The organism is Streptomyces sp. NBC_01426 (assembly GCF_036231985.1).
In the GTDB taxonomy this organism is placed as follows: domain Bacteria; phylum Actinomycetota; class Actinomycetes; order Streptomycetales; family Streptomycetaceae; genus Streptomyces.
In genome coordinates, this window is sequence record NZ_CP109500.1 from 2,819,649 (window position 1) to 2,837,869 (window position 18,221).

Annotated in this window: 16 protein-coding genes; 5 read left to right on the plus strand and 11 right to left on the minus strand. The window is 73.4% G+C overall.

Translation table 11 applies throughout. From position 1 onward, the window contains the following. Positions 1-10: 10 nt before the first annotated feature. Positions 11-1,120 (plus strand): ferritin-like domain-containing protein, encoded by a 1,110-nt coding sequence (locus OG906_RS12150; protein WP_329442432.1) that lies wholly within the window; start codon positions 11-13, stop codon positions 1,118-1,120. 31 nt (positions 1,121-1,151) lie between these two features. Here the strand turns inward: OG906_RS12150 and OG906_RS12155 are convergent, their stop codons facing one another. Next, positions 1,152-2,612: a penicillin-binding transpeptidase domain-containing protein gene (locus tag OG906_RS12155; RefSeq protein WP_329442434.1), complete on the minus strand. Its 1,461-nt coding sequence runs from the start codon at positions 2,610-2,612 to the stop codon at positions 1,152-1,154. Next, positions 2,609-3,982, minus strand: coding sequence for an FtsW/RodA/SpoVE family cell cycle protein (locus OG906_RS12160; RefSeq protein ID WP_329442436.1), 1,374 nt, complete (start codon positions 3,980-3,982; stop codon positions 2,609-2,611). The genes OG906_RS12155 and OG906_RS12160 overlap by 4 nt, the downstream gene beginning before the upstream one ends. A gap of 105 nt (positions 3,983-4,087) precedes the next feature. Between OG906_RS12160 and OG906_RS12165 the strand changes: the two genes are divergently transcribed. From OG906_RS12165 to OG906_RS12175, 3 genes are all read left to right on the plus strand, one after another. Further along, entirely contained in the window at positions 4,088-4,480 is a 393-nt protein-coding gene (locus tag OG906_RS12165; protein WP_267797144.1) for a DUF6325 family protein, read from the plus strand. Then, positions 4,480-4,869 (plus strand): SHOCT domain-containing protein, encoded by a 390-nt coding sequence (locus OG906_RS12170; protein WP_329442439.1) that lies wholly within the window; start codon positions 4,480-4,482, stop codon positions 4,867-4,869. The genes OG906_RS12165 and OG906_RS12170 overlap by 1 nt, the downstream gene beginning before the upstream one ends. 173 nt (positions 4,870-5,042) lie before the next feature. After that, a complete protein-coding gene (locus OG906_RS12175) occupies positions 5,043-6,224 on the plus strand; it encodes a C40 family peptidase (protein ID WP_329442441.1) in 1,182 nt (393 codons plus the stop codon). On the opposite strand, the gene OG906_RS12180 is transcribed toward OG906_RS12175, so the two are convergent. Genes OG906_RS12180 through OG906_RS12200 form a run of 5 tightly spaced genes read right to left on the minus strand, consistent with a single transcriptional unit; the run spans position 6,170 to position 12,143 of the window. Continuing rightward, positions 6,170-7,435 carry a styrene monooxygenase/indole monooxygenase family protein gene (locus OG906_RS12180; protein WP_329442443.1) on the minus strand — a complete coding sequence of 422 codons (1,266 nt, stop codon included), beginning with the start codon at positions 7,433-7,435 and terminating at the stop codon, positions 6,170-6,172. The genes OG906_RS12175 and OG906_RS12180 overlap by 55 nt on opposite strands. Positions 7,436-7,479: 44 nt before the next feature. Beyond that, a complete protein-coding gene (locus OG906_RS12185; RefSeq protein ID WP_392898898.1) occupies positions 7,480-8,109 on the minus strand; it encodes a GTP-binding protein in 630 nt (209 codons plus the stop codon). Further along, positions 8,090-8,473: a DUF742 domain-containing protein gene (locus OG906_RS12190; protein ID WP_267797140.1), complete on the minus strand. Its 384-nt coding sequence runs from the start codon at positions 8,471-8,473 to the stop codon at positions 8,090-8,092. Before OG906_RS12190 ends, OG906_RS12185 begins: the two co-directional genes overlap by 20 nt. Then, on the minus strand, positions 8,470-8,943 hold the full coding sequence (locus tag OG906_RS12195) for a roadblock/LC7 domain-containing protein (RefSeq protein ID WP_267797139.1): 474 nt from the start codon (positions 8,941-8,943) through the stop codon (positions 8,470-8,472). The genes OG906_RS12190 and OG906_RS12195 overlap by 4 nt, the downstream gene beginning before the upstream one ends. Next, positions 8,940-12,143: a sensor histidine kinase gene (locus OG906_RS12200; protein WP_329442446.1), complete on the minus strand. Its 3,204-nt coding sequence runs from the start codon at positions 12,141-12,143 to the stop codon at positions 8,940-8,942. Before OG906_RS12200 ends, OG906_RS12195 begins: the two co-directional genes overlap by 4 nt. Before the next feature lie 397 nt (positions 12,144-12,540). Between OG906_RS12200 and OG906_RS12205 the strand changes: the two genes are divergently transcribed. Continuing rightward, complete coding sequence (locus tag OG906_RS12205; RefSeq protein WP_329442447.1) at positions 12,541-13,314, plus strand: protein phosphatase 2C domain-containing protein; 774 nt, start codon at positions 12,541-12,543, stop codon at positions 13,312-13,314. Between the two features lie 56 nt (positions 13,315-13,370). On the opposite strand, the gene OG906_RS12210 is transcribed toward OG906_RS12205, so the two are convergent. The 4 genes from OG906_RS12210 to OG906_RS12225 all read right to left on the minus strand — a co-directional run bounded on the left by OG906_RS12210 (position 13,371) and on the right by OG906_RS12225 (position 18,213). Beyond that, positions 13,371-13,817 carry a MarR family winged helix-turn-helix transcriptional regulator gene (locus OG906_RS12210; protein ID WP_267797136.1) on the minus strand — a complete coding sequence of 149 codons (447 nt, stop codon included), beginning with the start codon at positions 13,815-13,817 and terminating at the stop codon, positions 13,371-13,373. A 123-nt stretch (positions 13,818-13,940) separates the two neighbouring features. Next, positions 13,941-16,337 (minus strand): endopeptidase La, encoded by a 2,397-nt coding sequence (gene lon / locus OG906_RS12215; RefSeq protein WP_329442450.1) that lies wholly within the window; start codon positions 16,335-16,337, stop codon positions 13,941-13,943. Positions 16,338-16,517: 180 nt separating this feature from the next. Next, the gene (locus tag OG906_RS12220) at positions 16,518-17,306 is read right to left on the minus strand and encodes a DUF4097 family beta strand repeat-containing protein (RefSeq protein WP_329442452.1); all 789 of its coding nucleotides are present in this window, start codon (positions 17,304-17,306) and stop codon (positions 16,518-16,520) included. Between the two features lie 64 nt (positions 17,307-17,370). Then, a complete protein-coding gene (locus OG906_RS12225; RefSeq protein ID WP_329442454.1) occupies positions 17,371-18,213 on the minus strand; it encodes a sulfurtransferase in 843 nt (280 codons plus the stop codon). Between the last annotated feature and the right edge of the window lie 8 nt (positions 18,214-18,221).

Genomic DNA, 18,221 nt, shown 5'->3' on the forward strand with positions numbered 1-18,221 from the left:
AGGGGCGTCCATGTCGACGCACGAGCTCTACACCACGGCCCCGGGCGAGGCCGTCTGGCAGGTTCCGGCCTCCGGCGCGGCCCGTTTCAGCTGGGAGTACGACGGCGGCCGGGAGCGGCTGCTCGCGCTCTACCAGAAGGGCAAGGACAAGCAGTGGGACGGCGCCAAGCGCATCGCGTGGGACCTGGAAGTGGACCCGTACGATCCGCTCGGCACCCCCGACGAGGCGTTGACCCTGTACGGCACCCGGCACTGGGCCAAACTCACCGACAAGGACAAGGCCGAGCTGCGCCGGCACTACGCGTCCTGGAACTTCAGCCAGTTCCTGCACGGCGAACAGGGCGCGATGGTGTGCGCGGCGCGCATCGTGGAGTCCGTGCCGGACCTGGACGCGAAGTTCTACTCCGCCACCCAGACCATGGACGAGGCCCGGCACGCGGAGATCTTCGGCCGGTTCCTGCACGAGAAGGTCGGGATGCTCTACCCGGTCAACGACAGCCTCCAGGGGTTGCTCGGGGACACCCTGCGCGACTCCCGCTGGGACATGCCGTACCTGGGGATGCAGGTCCTCATCGAGGGGTTGGCCCTGGCGGCGTTCGGGATGATCCGCGACACGACCGACAAGCCGCTGCCCAAGCAGATCCTCGCGTACGTGATGCAGGACGAGGCCCGTCACGTGGCCTTCGGTCGGATGGCGCTGCGGGACTACTACCGGCAGCTGACGGACGCCGAACTGCGCGAGCGCGAGGAGTTCGTGATCGAGGGCTGCCATCTGATGCGGGACCGGCTGCGCGGGGTGGAGGTGCTGGAGAACTTCGGGATTCCGCGCAGGGAGGCCGAGGAGTTCAGCGAGCAGTCGGAGTTCCTGCACCTCTTCCGGAAGTTGCTCTTCAGCCGGATCGTGCCGTGCGTCAAGGACATCGGGCTGTGGGGCGAGCGGCTCCAGAAGGCCTACCTGGACATGGGCGTCTTCGAGATGGGCGACTCCAACCTGGACCTGCTGATGAGCCAGGACGAGGAGATCGCCGAGGCCCTGGACCGCGAGCGGTTCGCCGCCGAGGAGCGGGAGCGGGTGGCGGAGGTGGCCGACGCCGTCGCGGAGGGCGCCGAGAGCGCGTAGGCCGTCCGGCCCCACACCCGGTCGCCGCCGGCTACGGCTTCCTCAGCGCCGCCTCCATCACCGCCCGCGCGATCGGCGCCGCGGCGCTGTTGCCGCTGATGTCGCGGCGGTTCGCCGCCGCGTCCTCGACCACCACCGCGACGGCCACCGCCGGGAACGGGGCGCCGTCGGCCTTGGCCCAGGAGATGAACCAGGCGTACGGGGTGCCGGCGTTGCCGACGCCGTGCTGCGCGGTGCCCGTCTTCCCGCCGACCGTCGCACCGGGGATCGCCGCGTTGCGGCCCGTGCCGTCGCGCACCACCTTGACCATCAGCTCCTGCATCCGCATCGCGGTGCCCGGACTCATGGCGCGGCCGAGGGTGTGCTGGTCCGCGTTCCGGACCAGGTCCCCGTCGTCCTGGGTCGTGCGGTCCACCAGATGCGGTGACTTGAGTTCCCCGCCGTTGGCGACGGCGGCCGCGACCATCGCCATCTGCAACGGGGTGGCCTTCGTGTTGAACTGCCCGATCGCGGACAGGGCCAACTGGTCCGGGCTCATGTCGGTGTCGAAGTTCGACCGTGACACCCAGGACGGCACCCGCAGCGTGTCATCGTTGAAGCCCAGGCGCTGGGCGGCCCGCACCATCCCCTCCAGACCGACCTGTACGCCGATCTTGGCCATGACCGTGTTGCAGGACCACTGGACCGCCTCCGCCATCGAGGCGTCGACGCAACCGGTGCCCGCGTTGGGCAGCAGGGTGCTCGTGCCCGGCAGCGGATAGGGGTCGGGGGTCTCGGTGGGCGCGTCCACGTCGGTGACCACCCCGGCCTCCAGGGCGGCCGCCGCGGTCACGATCTTGAAGGTGGAGCCGGGCGGGTACGTCTCGCGCAGCGCCCGGTTGAGCATCGGCTTGGCGGGGTCCGCGTTCAGCCGCTCCCAGGCCGCCTTGACCCGCGTGCCGGTCCCGGACAGCACGGCCGGATCGTAGGAGGGGCTGCTGACCAGGGCGAGGATCCTGCCGGTGGCCGGCTCCAGGGCCGCGACCGCGCCGCGCTTGCCGGCCAGCCCGGTGTACGCGGCGCTCTGCAGGGCGGCCCGGATGGTGGTCGCGACGTTCCCGCCGGCCGGACGGCCCCGGGCCAGGTCGTACCAGAGCGGGAAGGCCGAGAGCCCCGGGTCGGTGCCGGAGAGGAGGGGGTCCTCGGCGCGTTCCACGAAGCTGGTCCCGTAGGTCTGGGAGGAGAAGCCGGTGACGGGCGCGTAGAGCGGGCCGTTGGCGTACGTCCTTTCGTGGCGCAGCAGTTGGCCGCTGTCGCGGGAACCGGTGACGGGTTTTCCGTCGACCAGGACGTCCCCGCGCGGTTCGGCGTACCGCGCGATGGCGGGGCGCTTGTTGGCCGGGTTGGCGCCGTAGGCGGCGGACTCCCAGATCTGCACCCGGGCCACGTTGCACAGCAGGGCGACGACCAGCGCCGCGCAGAAGTACCCGCACCAGCGGATGTACCGGATCATTCGGCGACCTCCCGTGCGGCGGCCTGGGGTCGGCGCGCGCAGTCGCCGAGTCGGATCAGCAGGGCGACGATGATCCAGTTGGTGACGACGGAGGAGCCGCCCTGGGCCAGGAAGGGCATGGCCATGCCCGTGAGCGGGATCAGTCCGGTGACCCCGCCCGCGATGACGAACACCTGGAGCGCGAGGATCGAGGCGAGTCCGGTGGCGAGCAGCCGCCCGAACGGGTCGCGCAGCGCGAGTCCGGCGCGAAAGCCCCGGTCCACGAGGAGGCCGTAGAGGAGCAGGATCGCGGCCAGGCCGACCAGCCCCAACTCCTCGCCGGCGGTGGCCAGGATGAAGTCGGACTTGGCGGCGAACCCGATGAGGAAGGACTGGCCGTGGCCGAGGCCGGCGCCGAGGAGTCCGCCGGCGCCGAAGGCGAAGAGGGACTGGGCGAGCTGGCCGGGGCCCTCGCCGCGGTCGATGGAGGCGAATGGATTCATCCAGTCGTCCACCCGGCCGTGCACGTGCGGCTCGAACGTCGCGACCGCGTAGGCGCCCACGGCGGCGAGCAGCAGCCCGATCGCGATCCAGCCGATCCGGCCGGTGGCCGTGAAGAGCATGATCACGAAGAGGCCGAAGAAGAGCAGGGAGGTGCCGAGGTCCCGTTCCAGGATCAGCACCCCGACGCTGAGCAGCCAGATCGTGAGGATCGGCCCCAGGACCCGGCCGGGCAGCAGCTTGAGCTTCCAGAAGAGCCGCCGCCCGCCCAGGGCGAGGGCGGTGCGGTTCGCGGCGAGGTAGGAGGCGAAGAAGACGGCGAGCAGGATCTTGGCGAACTCCCCCGGCTGGAAGGAGAGGCCGGCGAGGCGGATCCAGATGTGGGCGCCGTTGACGGCCGGGAAGAAGACCGGCACCAGCATCAGCACGAGGGCGACGGCGACGGACAGGTACGCGTACCGCTGGAGCACCCGGTGGTCGCGCAGCAGCCCGACGACGAGCACGAACAGCACGACTCCCAGGGCGGACCAGCGCAGTTGCTCCCCCGCGGTGAGGTGGTGGGGGGTGGTCAGGTCGAGCCGTCGGATGAGGACGAGGCCGAGGCCGTTGAGCAGGAACGCGATCGGCAGCACGAGCGGATCGGCGTGGGGGGCGCCGAAGCGGACGGCGAGGTGCGCGAGCAGGGCGGCGCCGAAGAGCCCCGCCGCGTAGTGCGAGGAGCCCTCGGGGAGCCGGCCGGTGGACGCGTAGCCGACGTGGAGGTGACCGAGTACGGAGATCAGGACCGCCCCGGTCAGCAGCGCGAGCTCGACGCCGCGACGCTTGGCGGCGCGGTCGCCGCGGGGTGGGGGCGGGGCGGGCTCCGCAACCTTCGCCGTCAGAGCGGTCATACGGGGAAACGTAGCAAGGGCACGGGGCGTATGTCCGTTTATGTCATAGAGTGCCGAAGAGTCGTCACAAACGGTCGGAACCATCGGAATCGGGAGTCTCACCCCATGGGCCCTGTGGAGTTCATCGTCCTGGCCTTTCCGGAGGAACAGTTGCGCGTCCCGGCCGTCGAGGCCGTGATGGGGCTCCGCAAGGCCGGGGTGGTGCGACTGATCGACGGTCTCGTGGCCACGCGGACGGCGTCGGGAGAGGTCATGGCGTCCGAGTTCGACGAGTTCGTGGAGTTGGCGGGCCTGCTGGCGCACCGCGAGGCGGCCCGGCTGATCGGCCCGGAGGACGTCCGCGAGGCGGCGGAACTCCTGGAGCTCGGCAGTTGCGCGCTCCTGCTGGTCGTCGAGCACGTGTGGGCCGAGGACGCTGCCGTCGCGGTACGGGCGGCGGGCGGGCGGATCGTGGGGTCGGTCCGGATCCCGGCCGAGCGGGTGGGGGTGGTGGCCTGATGTTCATCAGACCCGTGGCAGCGGCGCCGGCCCGGGCCGACCGGCCGCCGGGCCGACCGTTGCTCCGCGGCCTCCTGGCGCGGGCCTCGGGCACCGCGGAACCCGGGCGGAACGCCCGATGGCCCGCCGCCCCCGCCGCGCCGGTCGCCCGGTACGCGGAGACCTACGCCGACACGGAGACCGACGCCGACACGGACACCGACGCCGACACGGCCTTCGACGCCGGCACCGGCATGGACGCCTCGGCGGAGCCGACCCCGCACGAGGCGACCGGATCGGGCGCCGGCGGGCTCGTGCAGGAGCTGGCGCAACTGGCCGCCCTGGCCCGCGAGGGTCTGCTGACCCCGGAGGAGTTCAGTACGGCCAAGGCCCGCCTGCTCGGCCCCTGACGGACCGACAGCCAAGGTCGGGGGGCGGCGGCCGGGGAATCGGGGGCTTCCGGAAGGGCTTCGAGGAGGGCTTCGGCGTGGGCCGGACGGGTGGCCGCCTCCCCGCCGCCGGCCCCGCGTGGAGGATTCGTCATACCGGGCGTGGCAGCATCGGCCGCCCCGGAGGTGATTACATGACAATTCGACTGCTCCGTGCCGCCTGTGTGGCCGCCGCCGTCCTCCTGACGGCCGCTCCCCCGCCCCTCGCCCACGCCGAACCGCTGCCGGCCGCCCCGGCCGCGGAGCCCGTCGGCGTCCTGCTCACCCGGCTCCAAGGGCTGTACCAGAAGGCCGAACAGGCCGCCGAGGCCTACAACTCCACCGAGGTCGCCCTCAAGTCCCGCCAGGACGACGAACGGCGTTCCACCACCGAGCTCTCCAAGGCCAGGGCCGCGCTCCTGACCGAACGGGCCCTCGTCGGCCGGTTGGCCCGCGAGCAGTACCAGGGCTCCCGCGCCGGCGTCCCCCCGTACGTCCGCATGCTGCTGCTCGGGGACTTCCAGAACGCGGCCGACCAGCGCCGGCTCGCCGCGCGCGAGGGGGCCCGGACGGCCGGTGTGCTGGCCCGGCTGGAGCGGGGCGAACAGCGGGCCGGGGCGCTGGCCGGCGCGGCCCGCAAGGCCCTCGACGCCCAGCAGGCGCTGACCGCCGAGCAGAAGCGGCACCGGGACGAGGTCACGGGCCGGCTCAAGGAGGTCGAGCGACTGCTGGCCTCGCTGAGCGCGGAACAACTGGCACAGCTCGACGGCCGCGAGGCCGCGGACACGGCCGAGGCGCAACGGGAACTGGTGGATTCGGGCCGGCTCGGAGCCCCGGGGGCCGTGAGCGCCCGTACGCCGACGGCCGCCGGCGGCGAGGCCCTCACGTACGCGGCCGCGCAGATCGGGAAACCGTACGTCTGGGGCGCGGAGGGGCCGGGGTCCTTCGACTGCTCCGGGCTGACCTCCCGGGCCTGGGAACACGCCGGGCGGGCGATCCCCCGGACCAGCCAGGACCAGTGGGCCCGGCTGCCCCGGGTCCCCCTGGACCGGCTCCGCCCGGGGGATCTGGTGGTGTACTTCCCCACCGCCACGCACGTCGCCCTGTACATCGGGGACGGGAAGGTGATCCAGGCACCCCGTCCGGGAGCCACCGTCAAGGTGTCGCCGATCGCCGCGAATCCGGTCCTCGGCGCCGTCCGGCCGGACGCGGCAGGGGCGCCGCTCGCCTCGTACACCCCGCCGCGGCTGCCCGGGGCGGCCGCGGCGGGGGACGACACCGGCTATTCGGCGGAGGAGGCTCCCGGCGCGGCGGCGGCCGTGACCTCGGCCAGGTAGTCGGCCGTGTCCTCGGGGTCGTAGAAGTACGCGTCGAAGTCGGCCGGGTTGTCGAAGCCGTTGGCGAATCGATCCGCCACCGGCTGGAGCTGCCCGGCCGCACCGATCAGGTTCAGCACGTGCTCCGGCGGCACCCCCAGCATGGCGTTGGTCCACTGGGTGACCGGCTTGCCGGTCGTGAACCAGAACTTGTCGAACGTGGCCTTCATCCACGCCTCGTCGAACGGCTTGTCGCCGTGCATGAGGATCGACGAGAGGTACGAGGCCGCGCACTTGGCCGCCGAGTTGGAGCCCTGTCCGGTGATCGGGTCGTTCGCCACGACCACGTCCGCCACGCCCAGCACCAGCCCGCCACCGGGCAGCCGGCCGATCGGGTTGCGGACCACCGGCGCGTACCGGCCGGCGAGGGTGGCGCCCGCGTCGGTCAGCTCCGCCTTCCCGGCCCGCGCGTACTCCCACGGCGTGAACTTCTCCATCAGCTCCAGCGTCAGCGCCAGGTGCGCGGAGGGGTCCGTCGTGCCCTTGAACGCGTCGATCGGGCCGCCCGGGACGCCCTCCCAGAACAGGATGTCCGCGCGACCCGACGTGGTCAGGGTCGGCATGACGAACAGCTCGCCGACACCCGGCACCAGGTTGCAGCGCACGGCCTCCGTCTCCGGGTGCTCGGGGCGGGGCCCCAGGCCGTGGACGTAGCTGACCGCGAGCGCGCGCTGCGGCGCGTCGTAGGGGGAACGCGCCGCGTCCCGCTCGAACATCGACACCAGCTCGCCCTTGCCGGCGGCGACCAGGACCAGGTCGTAGGTGCGGGAGAAATAGTCCAGGTCGGCGACGGACGCCCCGTGCACGACCAGCTGCCCGCCGCGCTGCGCGAAGGTGTCCAGCCAACCGGCCATCTTCACGCGCTGGTCGACGGACTGCGCGTCCCCCTTGAGCCGGCCGAGCCAGTCGACGGCCCGGCTGCCGTCCGGGGCGGCGACCGAGACGCCCAGACCCTTGATCCTGGGCGCCTGCCGCGTCCAGAAGTCGAGCTGGAGGTCCCGCTCGTGCTGGAGCGCCGTGTCGAACATGCACTGCGTGGACATGACCCGTCCGGTGCGGATCTCGTCCGCGGTCCGGTTGGACATCAGGGTGACCTCGTACCCCTTGGACTGGAGTCCGAGGGCGAGCTGAAGACCGGACTGGCCGGCTCCCACGACGAGTATCTTGCGCATCACGTTCTCGATTCGGGTCTGTCAGGCCGCCTGACCTGGTGGATCTATTCGGGAGTGGCGTCGAGGGCGTGACCCACCAGGGCCAGCAGCGATTCGACCACGGTCGCCCGCCGACGCGCGTCCATGATCACCACGGGGACGTGGGGCGGGACGGTGAGCGCCTCGCGCACGTCCTCCTCCTCGTAGGAGGCGGAGCCCTCGAAGTGGTTGACGGCGACGGCGTACGGCAGGCCGCAGCTCTCGAAGTAGTCGAGGGCCGGGAAGGCGTCCCGCAGCCGACGGGTGTCGGCCAGCACCAGGCCGCCGATCGCCCCGCGCACCAGGTCGTCCCACATGAACCAGAAACGTTCCTGGCCCGGGGTGCCGTACACGTACAGGACGAGGTCGTCGTCGAGCGTGACGCGGCCGAAGTCCATCGCGACGGTGGTGGTGCGCTTGTCCGGGGTCCCGGACAGGTCGTCGGTGGGGGCACTGGCCTGCGTCATCACCGCCTCGGTGCGCAGCGGGGTGATCTCGGAGAGGGACGACACGAACGTGGTCTTCCCGACGCCGAATCCACCCGCGACCAGCACCTTGACGGCGACGGGCGCGCGCGAGCGGTCGTACTGCCAGGCCTGGGCGGGCTCGTCGTCAGGGGGGACGTCGATGTGACGGTCAGAGACGGCGAAGACCACTGAGCACCCTTTCGAGCAGTGCGCGTTCGGGACGGCCGGTGCCGTGTCCCGTGCCGTAGACGCGTATCCGGCCCTGGTCGGCGAGGTCGCTGACCAGGACGCGGACCACGCCGAGCGGCAGTTTCAGGAGCGCCGCTATCTCGGCGATCGTCCGCATGCGGCGACACACCTCGACTATGGCGGGCATCTCGGGCATCCGGTCGGGCGTCGCGACCGGACCGCTGTCGAGGGCGGCGACGAAGGTCTCCACCAGCAGGACCTGCGTGAACCGGGTCCGGCCGCCCGTCAGCGAGTACGGGCGGACGCGGGCGGGGCGGCGGTCGGCGCCGCGTATCGGCAGCCGGTCGGAGGCCGGACTCCTCACGGGGTGTTCTCCATCGACTGGCGCAGCTCGCTGCGGACTTCGGGGGTCAGTACGTGGCCGGCGCGGCCCACGAACAGGGCCATGTGGTAGGCCACGACGCTCATGTCGCAGTCGGGCGCGGCGTGCACGCCGAGCAGCGAGCCGTCGCTGATGACCATGACGAAGACGGAGCCGTGCTCCATCGCCACCATGGTCTGTTTCACGGAGCCGCCGTCCATGAGGGAGGCGGCGCCCGTGGTCAGGCTGCCGAGCCCGGACACGATGGTGGCGAGGTCGGCCGAGGCCCCTCGGGGGCCCTTGGGCCGGTCCTGCGGGGACTGCGCCGGCGGCTCGGAGGAGAGCAGCAGGAGCCCGTCCGAGGAGACGACGGCGACGGAGTTGACGCCGGGAACCTCCTCGACCAGGTCGGTCAGCAGCCACTGCAGGTTGCGGGCCTGGGTGCTCAGTCCGTACGTACTGGGCGCGGTCATGTGCGTGCCTCCTGTGCGGTGTCCCCCTGGTCGGTCTGTCCCCGGTCCTGCCCGCGGTCCTGTGCGAGCTCGGCCTCGACGACTCGCCTGCCGTCCTGGGTCCCCTGGTAGAACCCGCCGAGCCTGCGGCGCAGTTCGTCGGCGTCCACCCGGCGCGGTTCGGGGCGCGCGTCGGCGGGGCGACCTCCGGTGGCCACGTTGCGCGGGGTCCGCTTGGGGAGGCCCTTGTCGGTCAGGACGTCTTCGGGGTGGCCGGCCTGGCGCGGGAGCCAGTGCTCCTCGGCCTCGGCCCGCCGGTGCGGATCGGACGCCGCGGCGGCGAAGGGCCGCACGGGCAGTCCCGGTTCCGCGTCGGGCCGTATCCGCCGGGGCAGCCCCTGCGCGGGCTCCGCGTCCTCCGGTGCCTCGGCCGCGGGGGCGGGCACCGTGAAGACCTGCTCGGCCGGCGGCGCCTGCGCGTCCGGGGCCACGAAGGCCTCGGCGTCGGCCTCCGACACCACGCGGGCGAGGAGTTCCTCGTCCGCGGACAGCACGGGCTGCGGATCCGGAACGGCGGCCGGGGCGTCGATCACGTCGGCGACCTCGTCCGCGACCTCCTCTGCGGCGTCGTCGGCGGCGTCGTCGGCGGCGGCGTCACCCGGGTCGCTCGTCGCGTCCGGGGCGTCGCTCGCGGCCGGCTCGGCCGGCGCCTCGGCGGACGACGGCTCTTCCGGCTCCCGCGCGGAGACGGTGAACACCCGGTCGGCGGGCGGCAGCGGCTCGGAGTCCGTGCGGGCCTCGAACTCTGCCTCGAACTCCGCCTCGAACGCGGCGTCGAACGCGGCCTCGGTCTCGGCGAGCGGCTCGGCCTCCGGGTCCGTGAGCGGGTCCGAGGCCAGGTCCGAGGCCAGGTCCGAAGCCGGTTCCGTCCCCGTGCCGGACTCGGCGTCCATCGCGGCGTCCGCCGGCGTGGGCGTGGCGGGAACCGGGTCCCCGAACGCGGCGGCCAGGTCGGCGGCGATCCCCGGGTCCCCGACCGGCTCGGCCGCCGGTTCGAAGACGGGCTCGGCCGCGGCCTCCACGACCGGGTCCGCCGCCGGGGGCGTCCGCTGGGACATCAGGGTGTTCTCGTTGGCCTCGGCAATCGCCCCGGGCAGGCGCAGCGCGGACGCGCCGGGCGTGGTCAGGGAGTGCACCGGCGAGACGGGCGGCGTGGTCGGCAGCAGCGTCGCCGGAACGACCACCAGGGCCTCCGTCCCGCCGTGCCGGGGCGCCCGCAGTTCGGCGGTGACGCCGTGTCGGGCGGCGAGCCGCCCGGCCACGTACAGGCCGAGACCCAGGCCGTGCTCCGACTCGGGTTCCTCGTCGTACGCCTCGGGGGTGGCCAGTCGGGCGTTGAGGGCCGCCATCCGGTCCTCGGTGACGCCGATGCCCTCGTCCAGCACGGACAGCACCACTTCGCCGGTGTCCAGCAGTCGGCCGGACACCTTCACCTTGACGTCCGGCGGCGAGAAGGTCGTCGCGTTCTCCAGCAGTTCCGCGAGCACGTGCGAGATGTCGTCGGCGGCGTGCCCGGCGACCTGCGTGTACGAGGGCATCGCCGCGAGGTCGACGCGCTCGTACCGCTCGATCTCGCTGACCGCGGCCCGCATGACGTCGACCAGCGGCACCGGCTGGGCCTGTCCGTGGCCGTGTTCCTGGCCGGCGAGGACCAGCAGGTTCTCGTTGTGACGGCGCATCACCGTCGCGAGGTGGTCGAGCTTGAACAGGGTCGCGAGCCGGTCCGGGTCCTGCTCCTTGGACTCCAGTTCCTCGATGACCGCCAGTTGGCGCTCCACGAGGCCCAGGGTCCGCAGGGACAGGGACACCGATGTCGTCGACATGACGCGGCGGTGCTCTTCGAGTCCGGCCCGCAGCTGCCTCAGCTCGGCGTCCAGGGCCTCGCGGCCGGAGGTCAGCGCCTCGTTGCGGCCGATGAGGCGGCGCCGGTCGGCGTCGAGTCCGGCGATCCGGGTGTGCAGGGAGACCGTCTGGTCCCGCACCGCGTTCAGGTGGCGGACGACCTCGGCGAACTCGTCGTTGCGGCCGGTGAAGCGCACCGGCTCGACGGAGCCCTCCGGGGTCGCCAGCCGCTGGGCGCCCCGACGGAGCACCGAGAGCGGGCGGGTCAGGGAGCGGGCGACGGCCGTCGAGAAGCCGACCACGAACAGGAACAGCACGCCCACGAAGGCGATCAGCAGTTCCAGGCGGGTCACGTCGTCGTCGCGCAGGGTCGCGAGGGCGGTGGCCCGTCGGCTCGCCAGTGTGGCTTCGACCGACTGCATCCGGTCGACGCGGGCGGTGAGCGCGGCGCCGACGGCGGCGCGGTCGACCTTGCGGTCGGTCGAGTTCAGGGTGGGCCGGTCGGTGAGCCGCTTGAGGTACTCCTCGGCGGTCTTGACCTCGGGGCCGGTGACGGTGGCGGCGAGCGTCTCGCGCACGTCAGGTCGCGCGGTGCGCGAGAAGTCGTCGAGGGCGGCCTGTTCGCGGACCCGGGAGCGCTGGGCGGCGACGGTGAGTTCGTCCACGGGCGCCAGGCTCACGGCCTGTTCGGAGCGCGGGACGGCCAGGGCCGCGAGCAGCAGGCCGCGGGTGGCGCCGGCCTGTTCCACGGCCTGTCCGAGCGGGGCCAGCGGCCGGGTGGTGACCAGCGCGGCCTCCGCGCGGGGCGGGGTCAGTTCGACGAGCCGGTCGCCCGGTGCCATGAGGTCCGCGATGACGCCGGCGTAGGCCTGGTGCGCGGCGAGGGCGCCGCCCTTGCCGTCGAGCGCCTCGGCACGGACGGCTCCGATGCGGCCGAGGGCGACGGAGAGGTCCTCGTCGGCCTCCGCGCGGACCTCGTCGAGCTGCCGGTCCGTGCGCGCGGTGCGCTCCCGGACGGCGCTCTTGCCGGAGGCGGGGCGTCCCTTGGCGACGTACTCGATGACGGCGTCGCGTTCGTCGCCGATCAGGTGCGCCAGGGTGAGGGCCGCCCGGGTCTGCTCGGCGAGCGTGACCAGCCGCTGGGAGTCGTTCAGTTCTCTCGTCGCGGAGACGACGGCGGGTGCGCCGGCCACCAGGACCGTGAGGCCGGCGACGGCCACACCGATCACCAGCCTGCGGCGCACGCGGACGCGACGTCCTGCGATGGCGGGACCGTCGGCGCTGGCGGTGCCGTTCTTCCGAGACCGCTTCTTCTGCACCGGTGCTCGCAATCCTGTACGTGTGCTCGTGCTCGTCTACTCGTGTGGCCGAGGTAACGGCCGGTCAACAAGTAAACGCTCCCTGCCCCCTCGTACCGCCTCAGACCATTGCAGTGTGTTGGGAAGAGAGCCGTACATCGCCCACCCGGCCACTCGAAGGAGTGAACATCAAGGATCAGTTGGCGACCAACTCGGACGGAGCCCGTCAGGGTCCGGCCGTGGACCGGTGGTTGAAAGATGGCGGCGCGCTTTGGCAAGATGCGCGCCCGCACCGCCGGGGCGGCCCGGTATCGCCCGCCACACCCCCCGCCCGTTGGTACGGACTTTCCCTCGGCCGGGGATCGGCGCACGGCCGCCCGGATCCGCCCGCAGGCCTCCCCGCGGGCAGAATGTCCGTATGCGCATCGACCTGGCGACGGCCCCCGGCAACCCGGAACGCCCCAATGAGGACTGGCTGTCGGCCGCGATGCCCACGTCGGGTGGCGGTGTCGTGGTGGCGCTCGACGGGGTGACCCCGCCGCGCGGGGACGACGGGTGCGTGCACGGTGTGCCCTGGTTCGTGGCCCGCCTCGGCGGCCGATTGACCGAACTGTCCGGATCGCGGAGGGACATGCCGCTGGACCGGATCCTGGCCGCTGCCATCGAGAGCACCGCCGCCGCCCACCGGGGCACCTGTGACCTTTCTCACGTGCGGACACCGCAGGCGACGGTGGTCGTGGCGCGCTGGGACGGGGCGACCGTGGAACACCTCGTGCTGTCGGACTCCGTCCTGCTGCTCCGGACCGGGGACGGTGAGGTCCACGCCGTCCTCGACGACCGACTGGACCGGGTGCCGCGCGAGGCGCTGCGCTCGGTGGCCGCGGCGGACGCGCTGCGCAACGTCGAGGGCGGGTTCTTCACGGCGGCGGCCGATCCGGAGGTGGCGGGCCGGGCGGTCACCGGCCGGACCCCGCGCTCCGAGGTGCGGGCCCTGGCCGCCCTCACGGACGGCGCGAGCCGTTGGACGGACACCTTCGGGGAGGGTGACTGGGCGGCCTGTCTGGGGGTGCTCGGCAAGGAGGGCGCGCAGGGGCTGATCGCCCGCGTGCGCGCCCTGGAGTGCGACCCCACCCGCCCGCCGGGCCGGCACAAGCGCCACGACGACGCGTCCGCGGTGTACGCGGAGCTGTGACGGGGGGCGGTGACGGGGAGTCCGTGACGGGGCCTGGTGACGGGGGCGGGTCCGGCTTACTCCGAGTCCGCGCCCTGGTTCAACTGGTTGAGCAGCCGCGCGAGTTCCGCGACCTCCCCCCGGTCCCAGTCGGCGAGCTTGCGCATGTACTGCTCGCGCCGCGCCCCCCGCACCCGCAGGAACCGCGCCCGCCCCTCGTCCGTGAGCCCGACCAGGAAGGCCCGTCCGTCGGCCGGGTCCGGTTCGCGGGCCACCAGCCCCAGCACCTCCAGGGCCCGCAACTGGCGGCTCATCGTGGCCTTGCCCACCCCGAAGTACGCCGCCAGTTCCGTGGCCCGCTGTCGTCCCGCGGCCTCCAGCCGCACCAGCAGTCCGTACGCGGCCGGCTCCAGCTCCGGGTGGAGTGCGCGGGCCATCTCGCCGGAGGAGGCCCGGGCCCGCCGGAGGAAGACGGACAGCTCCCGCTCCAGGGCAAGGAACTCCTGATCTTCACTCCCGTGCACGTCCGGCTCCTGTCGATGGTGGTGTCGTCGCGGTGCGTGTCCGCCCGGTCAGTATTTCGCAGCGGGTACGCCGACGGCCCGGGGCCCCGCCGAAGCGGGGCCCCGGGCCGTCCGTGTGTCGGATCAGGCGGCCACCGCGGCCGCGACCTCCGCCCCGGCCAGGGCCAGCTCCAGCACCTGGCGGACGTCGGTCACCGGGTGTACCTCCAGTCCCTCCAGCACCTCGGCCGGGACGTCGTCCAGGTCGGCCTCGTTGCGCTTGGGGATGATCACGGTGGTCAGGCCCGCCCGGTGCGCGGCGAGCAGCTTCTGCTTGACCCCGCCGATGGGCAGGACCCGCCCGGTCAGCGAGACCTCGCCGGTCATGGCGACGTCGGTGCGGACCTGGCGGCCCGACAGCAGCGAGGCCAGCGCGGTCGTCATGGTGATGCCCGCGCTCGGCCCGTCCTTGGGGACCGCGCCGGCCGGGAAGTGGATGTGCACGCCCCGGTCCTTCAGGTCGGCGACCGGGAGCTCCAGTTCCGCGCCGTGCGAGCGCAGGAAGCTGAGCGCGATCTGCGCGGACTCCTTCATCACGTCGCCCAACTGGCCGGTCAGGGTCAGCCCGGCGGCGCCGGTCTCCGGGTCGGCCAGGGAGGCCTCGACGTACAGGACGTCGCCGCCGGCCCCGGTCACGGCGAGGCCGGTGGCCACGCCGGGCACGGCGGTCCGCCGCTCGGCCGGGTCCTGCGCGGACTCCGGGACGTGGTGCGGTCGCCCGATGAGCGGCCGCAGGTCGTCGGCGCCGACGTGGAACGGCAGTTCCCGTTCCCCCAGCTCGTGCTGTGAGGCCACCTTGCGCAGCAGCCGCGCGAGGGAGCGCTCCAGGGTCCGTACGCCCGCCTCGCGGGTGTACTCGCCGGCGAGCCGGCGCAGGGCGTCCTCCTCCAGGACCACCTCGTCGGCGCCGAGGCCGGCGCGCTCCAGCTGGCGGGGCAGCAGGTGGTCGCGGGCGATGACGACCTTCTCGTCCTCCGTGTAGCCGTCGAGGCGGACCAGTTCCATGCGGTCGGCGAGGGCTTCCGGGATGGCTTCCAGGACGTTGGCGGTGGCCAGGAAGACCACGTCGCTGAGGTCGAGTTCGACCTCCAGGTAGTGGTCCCGGAAGGTGTGGTTCTGGGCGGGGTCGAGGACCTCCAGGAGGGCGGCGGCCGGGTCGCCCCGGAAGTCGGACCCGACCTTGTCGATCTCGTCCAGGAGGACGACCGGGTTCATCGAACCGGCCTCCTTGATGGCCCGCACGATCCGGCCGGGCAGCGCGCCGACGTAGGTCCGCCGGTGGCCGCGGATCTCGGCCTCGTCCCGTACGCCGCCGAGCGCGACGCGCACGAACTTGCGGCCCATCGCGTGGGCGACGCTCTCGCCGAGGCTGGTCTTTCCGACCCCGGGCGGGCCCACGAGGGCCAGCACGGCCCCGCCGCGCCGCCCGCCGATGACGCCCATGCCGCGCTCGGAGCGCCGCTTGCGGACCGCCAGGTACTCGGTGATGCGGTCCTTCACGTCGCTCAGTCCGGCGTGCTCGGCGTCGAGCACCGCACGGGCGCCGCGGATGTCGTACTCGTCCTCGGTGCGTTCGTTCCAGGGCAGTTCCAGCACGGTGTCGAGCCAGGTGCGGATCCAGGAGCCCTCGGGCGACTGGTCGCTGGAGCGCTCCAGCTTCTCGACTTCCTTGAGGGCGGCCTCCCGTACCTTCTCCGGCAGGTCGGCGGCCTCGACGCGGGTGCGGTAGTCGTCGGACTCCTCGCCGTCCTTCTCGCCGTTGAGTTCGCGCAGTTCCTTGCGCACGGCCTCCAACTGTCGCCGCAGCAGGAACTCGCGCTGCTGCTTGTCGACGCCGTCCTGGACGTCCTTGGCGATGGACTCGGCGACGTCCTGCTCGGCCAGGTGGTCGCTCAGCGCCTTGACGGCGAGCCGGAGCCGGGCGACGGGGTCGGCCGTCTCCAGCAGTTCCACCTTCTGGGCCACGGTCAGGAAGGGCGAGTAGCCGGAGTTGTCGGCGAGCGCCGACACCCCTTCGATCTGCTGGACCCGGTCCACGACCTGCCAGGCGCCGCGCTTCTTGAGCCAGCTGGTGGCGAGGGCTTTGTACTCCTTGACGAGCTCGGTGACGGCGCCGGGCAGCGGCTCGGGCACCGTCTCCTCGACGGTCTCGCCCTCGACCCAGAGCGCGGCCCCGGGCCCGGTGGTCCCGGCGCCGATGCGGACGCGTCCGCGCCCTCGGATGAGCGCGCCCGGGTCCCCGTCGGAGAGCCGTCCCACCTGCTCGACCGTTCCGAGCACACCGGTGCCCGCGTACTGTCCGTCGATCCGCGGCACGAGCAGCACCCGGGGCTTCCCGCTGCCCGCGGCGGCCTGGGCGGCCTCCACGGCCGCCCGTACGTCGGCGTCGGACAGGTCCAGCGGGACGACCATCCCGGGCAGCACGACCTCGTCGTCGAGCGGCAGTACGGGCAGGGTGAGCGATACGGACGTCGAAGCCATGATCTTCCCTCCGGCAGTGAAGTTGAGCTATGCCGACTCAATGCCGATGAGCCCCCCGATGTTCCCCCACCGCCGTTCGCCGGCGGCGAACACCCCGGCCGCCCCTCGTCCGACGCCCGATCGGCCACCCCCGCCGGCTCGGCGCCGGCCCCGCCGACCCCGCCGCCCCCTCAGTCCGCCTCAGGCCGCCGAGACGCGGACGTCGCCCGAGGTGGTCCTCACCGAGAGGCGGGCGCCGGCCGCCGGGTCGGTGGGCAGGGCGATCCGGCGGTCGCCCGAGGTGGTGGAGACGTCGACCCGGTAGGGCGCCGACGGCACCGTCAGGGTGACGTTGCCCGAGCCGGTCTCGGCGGCCACCGCGTTCGGGGACGCCGTGAACGCCAGGCGGGCGTCGCCGGACGTGGAGCGGATGTCGGCTCCCGGGCCGGCCAGGGCCGAGCCGGTGATGTCGCCCGAGGAGGTACGGGCCTTCAGCGCGCCCGCGATGCGCTCCAGTTCCACGTCGCCCGACGAGGTCTCGACGTCCGCCGCGGCCACCCCGGTCACGGTGACGCGGCCGCTGCTGCTTTCGAGCTTGACCGTCGCGGAGGCCGGCACCTCCAGGCGGTAGTCGACGTAGCAACTGCCGGTGCAGCCGCTGTCGAAGGTGAGCAGGCCCCCGGAGACGCGCTGCCCCGGCCGGGGCGCCGTGTCGCCCCGGTAGTGGACGGTGCGGTGGACGGCGACGCCCGGGCCGCTGCCCGGCGTCACCTCGATGGAGCCGTGCCGGGCGCCCGTGATCTCGACCGCCGTGACGGCTTCGGCGACGGTGGCGTCGGCGCGCACGGTCTTCATCGTGTGCGCGGTCAACGAGCAGCCGGTGAGGAGGAGCCCGCCGACGACGGCGCAGGCCGCGACGGCGGTGCGGGCGGGTCGGGAGGCCCGGGCGAGTGCACCGGGGCGGGCGGCGTGCGCGGTGTGGGAAGGCATGGCGCCAGTCTGTCGAGGCGCGGTCCGCACGACGATGGGGCCGGTACCCGGAGCCCGGGTGGGGTTAACCCCCGGTCGCCACCGGCCGGTTGGACGGCAGACCCCATTCGCTCCACGAGCCGTCGTACACCGCGAGGTCCCGGTACCCTGCGAGGTCGGCGCCCAGCGCGAGCACGCAGGCGGTCACCCCCGACCCGCAGCTGAGGTACAGGCGTTCCCGCTCGCCCGCCAACGCCTGGAAGGCCTGGCGGAGTTCCCCGGGGGGCCGCATCAGCCCGTCCGGGCCCTTGAGGTCGCCGAAGGGCAGGTTCAGGGAGCCCGGCATGTGTCCGCCGCGCAGACCGGGGCGGGGTTCCGGGGCGGTGCCCGCGAACCGTTCCCGGGTGCGGGCGTCCAGCACGGCCGCCGCCGGGTCGGCCAGGGCGTCGGTCACGGCGGCGGCGTCCACCAGCAGTCCGGCGCGCGGCCGGGCGGTGAAGGAGCCGCAGGGTCCCTCGTACCCGGGCCCGGTGTCTTCCACGGGCAGTCCGGCGGCCTCCCACGCGGGCAGTCCGCCGTCCAGGACGGCGGCCCGGTCGAAGCCCATGGCGCGCAGCATCCACCACGCCCGGGCGCTCGAATGGAGGCCCGCGCCGTCGTACACGACCACCGTGGCCCGGTCGTCGAGGCCGAGGTCCCGCATCGCGTGCTCGAAGGCGGCGGCCGCGGGCATCGTGTGCGGGAGGTCCGTGGTGTGGTCGCAGAGGGCGCCGTCGAGGTCGAAGGGCCGGGCGCCCGGGATCCGTCGGTCGGCGCCGCGGTGGGGGGCGACGGAGGCGTCGAGGACGACCAGGTCGGGCCCGCCGAGGCGGGCGGCCAGCCAGGAGGTCCCGACCAGGGGGCCCGGGGGGTTCTGCGACACGGTCATGCGGCGCC

Coding starts and splice junctions, on each gene's coding strand:
- OG906_RS12150 (WP_329442432.1), top strand. CDS start 11: ATGTCGACGCACGAGCTCTACACCACGGCCCCGGGCGAGGCCGTCTGG.
- OG906_RS12155 (WP_329442434.1), bottom strand. CDS start 2,612: ATGATCCGGTACATCCGCTGGTGCGGGTACTTCTGCGCGGCGCTGGTC.
- OG906_RS12160 (WP_329442436.1), bottom strand. CDS start 3,982: ATGACCGCTCTGACGGCGAAGGTTGCGGAGCCCGCCCCGCCCCCACCC.
- OG906_RS12165 (WP_267797144.1), top strand. CDS start 4,088: ATGGGCCCTGTGGAGTTCATCGTCCTGGCCTTTCCGGAGGAACAGTTG.
- OG906_RS12170 (WP_329442439.1), top strand. CDS start 4,480: ATGTTCATCAGACCCGTGGCAGCGGCGCCGGCCCGGGCCGACCGGCCG.
- OG906_RS12175 (WP_329442441.1), top strand. CDS start 5,043: ATGACAATTCGACTGCTCCGTGCCGCCTGTGTGGCCGCCGCCGTCCTC.
- OG906_RS12180 (WP_329442443.1), bottom strand. CDS start 7,435: ATGCGCAAGATACTCGTCGTGGGAGCCGGCCAGTCCGGTCTTCAGCTC.
- OG906_RS12195 (WP_267797139.1), bottom strand. CDS start 8,943: ATGACCGCGCCCAGTACGTACGGACTGAGCACCCAGGCCCGCAACCTG.
- OG906_RS12205 (WP_329442447.1), top strand. CDS start 12,541: ATGCGCATCGACCTGGCGACGGCCCCCGGCAACCCGGAACGCCCCAAT.
- lon (WP_329442450.1), bottom strand. CDS start 16,337: ATGGCTTCGACGTCCGTATCGCTCACCCTGCCCGTACTGCCGCTCGAC.
- OG906_RS12220 (WP_329442452.1), bottom strand. CDS start 17,306: ATGCCTTCCCACACCGCGCACGCCGCCCGCCCCGGTGCACTCGCCCGG.
- OG906_RS12225 (WP_329442454.1), bottom strand. CDS start 18,213: ATGACCGTGTCGCAGAACCCCCCGGGCCCCCTGGTCGGGACCTCCTGG.